General features: G+C 37.8%; 6 protein-coding genes, 1 rRNA gene and 1 pseudogene. 3 read left to right on the top strand and 5 right to left on the bottom strand.

Annotated features, from left to right (window positions below; all coding sequences use genetic code 11):
* Positions 1-168: pseudogene (locus tag NNC77_RS15820) on the bottom strand (IS1380 family transposase); the annotation flags it as partial.
* Between the two features lie 140 nt (positions 169-308).
* Here NNC77_RS15820 and NNC77_RS15815 point away from each other — a divergent pair.
* The 3 genes from NNC77_RS15815 to NNC77_RS15805 all read left to right on the top strand — a co-directional run bounded on the left by NNC77_RS15815 (position 309) and on the right by NNC77_RS15805 (position 3,204).
* Positions 309-1,271: a CfxA family broad-spectrum class A beta-lactamase gene (locus NNC77_RS15815; protein WP_254971771.1), complete on the top strand. Its 963-nt coding sequence runs from the start codon at positions 309-311 to the stop codon at positions 1,269-1,271.
* A 122-nt stretch (positions 1,272-1,393) separates the two neighbouring features.
* The gene (locus NNC77_RS15810) at positions 1,394-2,617 is read left to right on the top strand and encodes a transposase (RefSeq protein WP_118117376.1); all 1,224 of its coding nucleotides are present in this window, start codon (positions 1,394-1,396) and stop codon (positions 2,615-2,617) included.
* A gap of 206 nt (positions 2,618-2,823) precedes the next feature.
* The gene (locus NNC77_RS15805; protein WP_022120728.1) at positions 2,824-3,204 is read left to right on the top strand and encodes a hypothetical protein; all 381 of its coding nucleotides are present in this window, start codon (positions 2,824-2,826) and stop codon (positions 3,202-3,204) included.
* Between the two features lie 258 nt (positions 3,205-3,462).
* Here NNC77_RS15805 and NNC77_RS15800 read toward each other — a convergent pair whose 3' ends face one another.
* The 4 genes from NNC77_RS15800 to rrf all read right to left on the bottom strand — a co-directional run.
* The gene (locus NNC77_RS15800) at positions 3,463-4,836 is read right to left on the bottom strand and encodes a tyrosine-type recombinase/integrase (protein ID WP_153138073.1); all 1,374 of its coding nucleotides are present in this window, start codon (positions 4,834-4,836) and stop codon (positions 3,463-3,465) included.
* A 326-nt stretch (positions 4,837-5,162) separates the two neighbouring features.
* Positions 5,163-5,384: a DUF2795 domain-containing protein gene (locus NNC77_RS15795; RefSeq protein ID WP_006848869.1), complete on the bottom strand. Its 222-nt coding sequence runs from the start codon at positions 5,382-5,384 to the stop codon at positions 5,163-5,165.
* A 93-nt stretch (positions 5,385-5,477) separates the two neighbouring features.
* A complete protein-coding gene (locus tag NNC77_RS15790) occupies positions 5,478-5,960 on the bottom strand; it encodes a hypothetical protein (RefSeq protein ID WP_254971774.1) in 483 nt (160 codons plus the stop codon).
* A 128-nt stretch (positions 5,961-6,088) separates the two neighbouring features.
* A 5S ribosomal RNA gene (gene rrf / locus NNC77_RS15785) occupies positions 6,089-6,180 on the bottom strand; the annotation flags it as partial.

Genomic DNA, 6,180 nt, shown 5'->3' with positions numbered 1-6,180 from the left:
GCACATCAGAGAGCGTAGAATCTCGCTATATTGATAACCAAACATAGTGCATCTCAATCCCAAGGTGGAATCTATGGTTTGAGCTAAAAGAGCATCAAATTGCTCCATAATCGAAAAAATTCCCCCAAAAGGAGTGAGTTTCTCAGATTTTATTTGTATCTTTGCCATGTCATATTAGAGTTTTGCTTGTCTTCTTTTCGCAACACTAAGGTAAGTGAAAATTCTGACGTGGCAAAATCCTGGGTAACTTTTTGTTGCTCAGGCACTTATAAATAATGTTAAACTATAGTGTTGCGGAATTAAGAAACATGAAAAAAAACAGAAAAAAGCAAATCGTAGTTTTGTGTATAGCTTTAGTTTGCATCTTCATCTTGGTGTTCTCATTGTCCCATAAATCAGCTACAAAAGGTAGCGCGAATCCTCCATTAACAGATGTTTTGACTGATAGCATTTCTCAGATTGTCTCGGCTTGTCCTGGTGAAATTGGTGTGGCGGTTATTATTAATAACACAGATACGGTTAGTGTTAATAATAAAAGCATTTATCCTATGATGAGTGTATTTAAGGTTCATCAGGCATTAGCTCTTTGCAATGATTTTGACAAAAAAGGCCTTTCCCTTGATACCTTGGTAAAGATAAATAGGGAAAAACTTGATCCAAAGACATGGAGCCCTATGATGAAAGATTATTCAGCACCAGTTATATCGTTGACAGTAAGAGATCTGTTGCGCTATACTCTTTCCCAGAGCGACAATAATGCAAGCAATATCATGTTTAAGAATATGCTCAATACTGCACAAACAGACAGTTTTATAGCGAAACTCATACCACGTTCGAGTTTTCAGATAGCTTATACAGAAGAGGAAATGTCCGCTGACCCTGACAAAGCTTACTCTAATTACACATCTCCTCTTGGTGCTGCAATGTTGATGAATCGTTTGTTTACAGAAAGTCTTATCAGTAATGAGAAACAAGATTTCATTAAGAATGCATTGAAAGAATGTAAAACAGGTATAGATAGGATAGCAGCTCCACTTCTTGATAAAGAAGGGGTTGTTATAGCGCATAAGACAGGTTCAGGTTCTGTTAATGAAAATGGTGTTCTTGCAGCTCACAATGATGTTGCCTATATATGTCTGCCTAATAATATCAGTTATACCTTAGCGGTATTTGTTAAGGATTTCAAGGGAAATGAATCACAAGCGTCACAATATGTTGCGCATATATCAGCTGTAGTATATTCTTTATTAATCAATACTGCGTTAAATTAATATTTAATCGTCTGTAAATCAATAACTTATATTAAGAAATGCTTATGAAAACTTAACTGTAAAAAGTTGGTCAAGTCGCTGATTTTCAGTAACTTTGTAGATCACGACAAATACAATATTACATGAATACAGGACTTGACCAATATATGGATATCTTTAAAGATGCAGTTGAAGATTCAGCTGCAAAGATAACAAAAAGTTTCGAGAAAATACTCATCGAGGTGATAATTTTGTTCATGGTAATACCAAGAAAGATAAATTTCACCCAAATGGGGAGGTATGGCTTGCATGTTGAGCAAACCTATCGCAACGCATTCGGCTTGAAAAAGTCGAAGTGCATTGATTGGCTCAAACTTAATGTCTCACTTGCCAAGCGCTTCTTGGGTAAACAGGGAAGATGGGCTATTGCCATTGATCCCAGCTACATCAGTAAAGCTGGCAAGAAAACACCACATATCGGTCGTTTTTGGTCAGGATGTGCTCAGTCTGTTAAACATGGTCTCGAAATCATGGGTATTGGACTCATTGATATTGATACCAAAGACTGCATGATGTTAAGAGCCCACCAGTCGCTAAATAATAAAGAACTGAGTCTTAGAAACAAGACTATGGTAGATTTCTATATCAGCGTCATTAAGCGTTACCGCAAGGAACTTCTTAAACTCTCAACCCTCATAGTTGCAGATGCTTACTTCTCTACAAGTACATTTGTTAATGGGATAAAGAAAGAAGGTTTCTCTTTGATAAGCCGCTTTCGTGACAATGCTTGTCTCTTTTATGTCTATACTGGTCCACGTACTGGAAAACGTGATCGCCCCAAGACCAAGGATGGCAAGATTGATATGAAGAATCTTGACCTCACTCGAATGGAGAAGATGGAGATGAAAGATATAGAAGGAACAGCTTATACTTTGATTGCCTATTCCAAGGCACTCAAGTGTAAAGTTAGACTTGTCATCTGGCAGATGCCGAATGGCAAGAAGAAACTATTCTTCTCTACAGACACCTCACTTTCGGGTGAAGAGGTACTTCTTTATTATAGAACCAGGTTTCAGATCGAATTTTGCTTTCGTGACGCCAAAGGCTATACTGGTCTTATGGACTGCCAGGCTCGCGATAAGTGGAAACTCGATTTTGCTTTCAATGCTTCGTTCACATCACTAAATGTTGCCAAGGTAACTATGAAGGAGATGGGAATGGAATATTCTATGTCTTCATTCAAGTCACTGATGACCAACATTTATCTGGTGAAACGAATTTTTAAAGCAAGCGGGTACACCCCGAACCGAACTTTAATTAGCAAGATTTTCAAAGATCTCTCGTGCTTACAGCGTATAGCTGCTTAGCACATTATTGAATTATTAACGAACTATTGTACAAAATCAAGTCCGTTTCATTGCAAAATACTGCATAAAAGACTATAATTCAACTGTTTCAAAGATCGAATTGCCCTTTTTTATTGGACAGTAGTGAAATCGATTGACAAGACATAGTATCAGATTTAGCTATCTTTGCATCCCAAATGCATAATATAAAAGTACGCTACCACATTGTGGGAAAACAAGAAGAGTTGCAAGAGATATATGACCTCTATCAGACTTTCATACAGAAAGAACGCCCTGCTATGGAAGAAGACGAGGCCGATGATTGGGAAGGAAACATCATCTTAGCTCTTGGTGTGGACTATGGGACTTGCAATCTCTGTGGTAATATCAAGAAATGCGAACTTTCAGAAGGCTTTCTCTATATAGAAGCGGAAGAACTCGCATTGATTACTGACTTCCGCGTTCTTCTCAAAAATCGTTTCAAGGATTTGGAAATCTATTTCGCTACAGAAGATCCAGAAAACGAAACATATGTGACTAATGATGCAGATGGCAAGTATTTTCACGACCTGCCTGATGATCATTTCATAGCTCCATTAGATTATTGACGTATGGGACCAAAAACATTTCTAGCAGCTCTAATGTGCCTAATCATCGTAGCCCTCATGTGCTCACCCATTTTCCTCGTATGGCACGGTTTTACTATGGGTGGTTCAGTAATAGTCAGAATAGCATTTATCGTGATAGGGCTCATTCTATTGCGTTTATTCAAGCCAATTTCTAATCTTACTGGCAAGGACTACAAGATATTCTGATAGTTTCGACTATAAAGGCTACAAATTTGATCGAAGGTGGTATCACTCTGTTTAGCGTGATACCACCTTCTTTTGTTTGGCATTCATATCAGGAATGAAGCAGAAGCCAAGTTTGCTTACTACAGTCGCAAGGTTGTCTGGCAAGAATTCTGCATAAACTCGCTCTGTGACGCCTGTTGAAGCGTGACCTAACAATCTGCTTATCTCACTGATTTCAGCTCCGTGTGCAAGCGCTAAAACTGCCCAGGTGTGTCTTGAAACATGGAAAGTCAAGTCTTGATTCCATTTTAAATCATGAGATATACAGCGAAGCGAAGTATTGATGGTATTATTCCAGGAATTTCTACGACGGTATATCGCCTCATGGTCATTTATATCGAAGTTCTCTGGCAATAGATCAAAAACAAAGACTTTGTTTCTACCCTTCCATTTTTCAAGAATACGAATGAGAGGTTCACTCAAAGGTATGGTGTTTCGGTTTCTCGTCTTGACTTGTATTTTACTGATGAAATTCTTGTTGAAATCAATGTCTTTCCATCGGAGCGTCATCACATCAACCATTCGCATACCGCAAGCATGGAAGGCAAAAAGCCACATCTCCAAAAACTCTTTTCGTCGAGGTTGTTCGATGGTATTATAAACGGAAACTAACTCAGCAAGTCTCTCTTCAGTGAAATACTTGATATTCCTCTCTTCTTCATCAAGCCGGTCCTCTTCTTTCATATACAAGTCCTGGAGAGATGCATTAAGCTGATGAGAGATATAACCTAACTGACAAGCATATTCACACGCCTGAAGAATCGGACATAGAGTCTTGTTGACTGTTGTTGCTTTCTTTTTTGCCAAGAGTCGATACTTACGGAAGTCAAGCAATAAGTCTTCACTAATATCTGAGACATAAATGAATTCCTTATGCTCACCATGTGTACCTTTGTGTTCAAGCAACAGGTATTCCTCAAACTGATTGAGATATGAAATACCATTCTTGCAAGTACTGAAACCAATCTTACCTTTCTCATAACGTCTTTCCATCAACTCTTTAGCAAACTCTATGAAGTCTTTTCCTTCATCAGGTCGCAAAGCATTGTCATTGTCTTCGAGAAAAGATCGAATCACATCACAAGTAATATGTTGATGCATTTCATAATACTTATGTATCTTCACATCTATGTCTTCGATACGCTTATGAAGAGCATGATTATAATACTTATAGTCAATATCAGTCGTGGCACGTATTTCACCAATACCGCAATAGCCTTTCTCATTCCATTCCTTTACTGACACACTTATACCAGTTGATTTACGAATAGAATCAGCATGCCAATTGTATTCTATATACAATGGATACTTTTTACCAGACTGCACCATCTTTGGTATACGCAGTCTCAATCGTCCTTTCGGATAAAGTCTTGAAATTCTTCCCATATTAAAATACCTTTTTATTAATTATGGCACTATGTACGCGAAGATAGTAGAAAAGTTTATCATATCACTCCTTTTTTATAAACTTCAGATGATTTTAGTATGAAGTAAGGAGAATAATAAGAGAAGAAAAGATGAAATTAACCGATCAGAAAAGAAAGAATTTCAGGATATACCGATTATTGATCATTTAATTATGTAAAATAAGGCCATTAGAACGGTAAAATTGGCGATAAAAGACGGCAAAAAGCCATATAGGAATTTCATAAGAAATCACCTATATGGCTCATTTCCATTATCTTATACTGATAATCGTAATCGATGAACGATTAGTACTCGTCATCATTCCACAAGAAGTCATCCTTTGAAGGATAATCAGGCCAGATGTCTTCGATGCTTTCGTAAACATCGCCTTCGTCTTCTATCTCCTGCAAATTCTCTAGAACTTCTAGAGGCGCACCAGAGCGAGTTGCATAGTCAATCAACTCTTCTTTAGTTGCAGGCCATGGTGCATCTTCAAGCTTTGAAGCCAATTCAAGTGTCCAATACATAGCTCTATAATTTAACGTTTCTATTATTTTGGCTGCAAAAGTAATACTTTTATTTTAAATTCCAAATATTTATGGAACAAATTTACGCATAAATCAATAATTTACATTAAAATTCTGCTTAAATTTGGTTTTATCGAAGAAAACTATACCACAATCAACCAAATTAAAGGTTAAAACCGTACGATTATCTGTTACAAGTCGAAGCCATACTTTCCTATATTCTGCATCAAGATTGATGTCTGTAACTACTAAAACCATATCATCAGACACATTCAAGAGAAACTGCTGGAAATCCTCTCTCTTTAGCAGGGAAGAAGCAGAGAGTTCTACTACATTAGGATAAACAGTTCTGATGCGGAAGAGAAGACGTTTCAGTTTGGAGGCATCTTGGGGATAGGAGGAGGAGATTTCAGAATGAGTCTGACAATAGATTCTAAGAAATCCCTTTTCGTTAACCACCTTGCGCAGGAAAGAATAGGCTGTAGGTGACTGTACTCCGAATCCTCGGGTACGAGGCATCCGTAGCATACGCTGACCTAAACCAGTAAGCTTCTTTTTAATTCTTTTCCTATTCATGCTGCAAAGATAATAAAAATCTGCGAAATTCCAGACCGAATAGGTCTAAAATCTGTGAGCATCTGTGAAATCTGTGGGAAAAACAAAAAAGCCTCAGAAAACTTTCGAAATCTGAGGCTCTTGATAAAAGGAGGCGGCTACCTACTCTCCCGCATTGCATTGCAGTACCATCGGCGCAAGTGAGCTTAACTTCTCTGTTCGGAATGGGAAGAGGTGGGAC

Source organism: Segatella copri (assembly GCF_024330485.1).
Taxonomy (GTDB): Bacteria; Bacteroidota; Bacteroidia; order Bacteroidales; family Bacteroidaceae; genus Prevotella; species Prevotella copri_L.
Note: the sequence above shows the minus strand (reverse complement) of the source record. Positions and strands in the feature narration are given on the sequence as shown.

Coding starts and splice junctions, on each gene's coding strand:
- NNC77_RS15815 (WP_254971771.1), top strand. CDS start 309: ATGAAAAAAAACAGAAAAAAGCAAATCGTAGTTTTGTGTATAGCTTTA.
- NNC77_RS15810 (WP_118117376.1), top strand. CDS start 1,394: ATGAATACAGGACTTGACCAATATATGGATATCTTTAAAGATGCAGTT.
- NNC77_RS15800 (WP_153138073.1), bottom strand. CDS start 4,836: ATGGGAAGAATTTCAAGACTTTATCCGAAAGGACGATTGAGACTGCGT.
- NNC77_RS15795 (WP_006848869.1), bottom strand. CDS start 5,384: ATGTATTGGACACTTGAATTGGCTTCAAAGCTTGAAGATGCACCATGG.
- NNC77_RS15790 (WP_254971774.1), bottom strand. CDS start 5,960: ATGAATAGGAAAAGAATTAAAAAGAAGCTTACTGGTTTAGGTCAGCGT.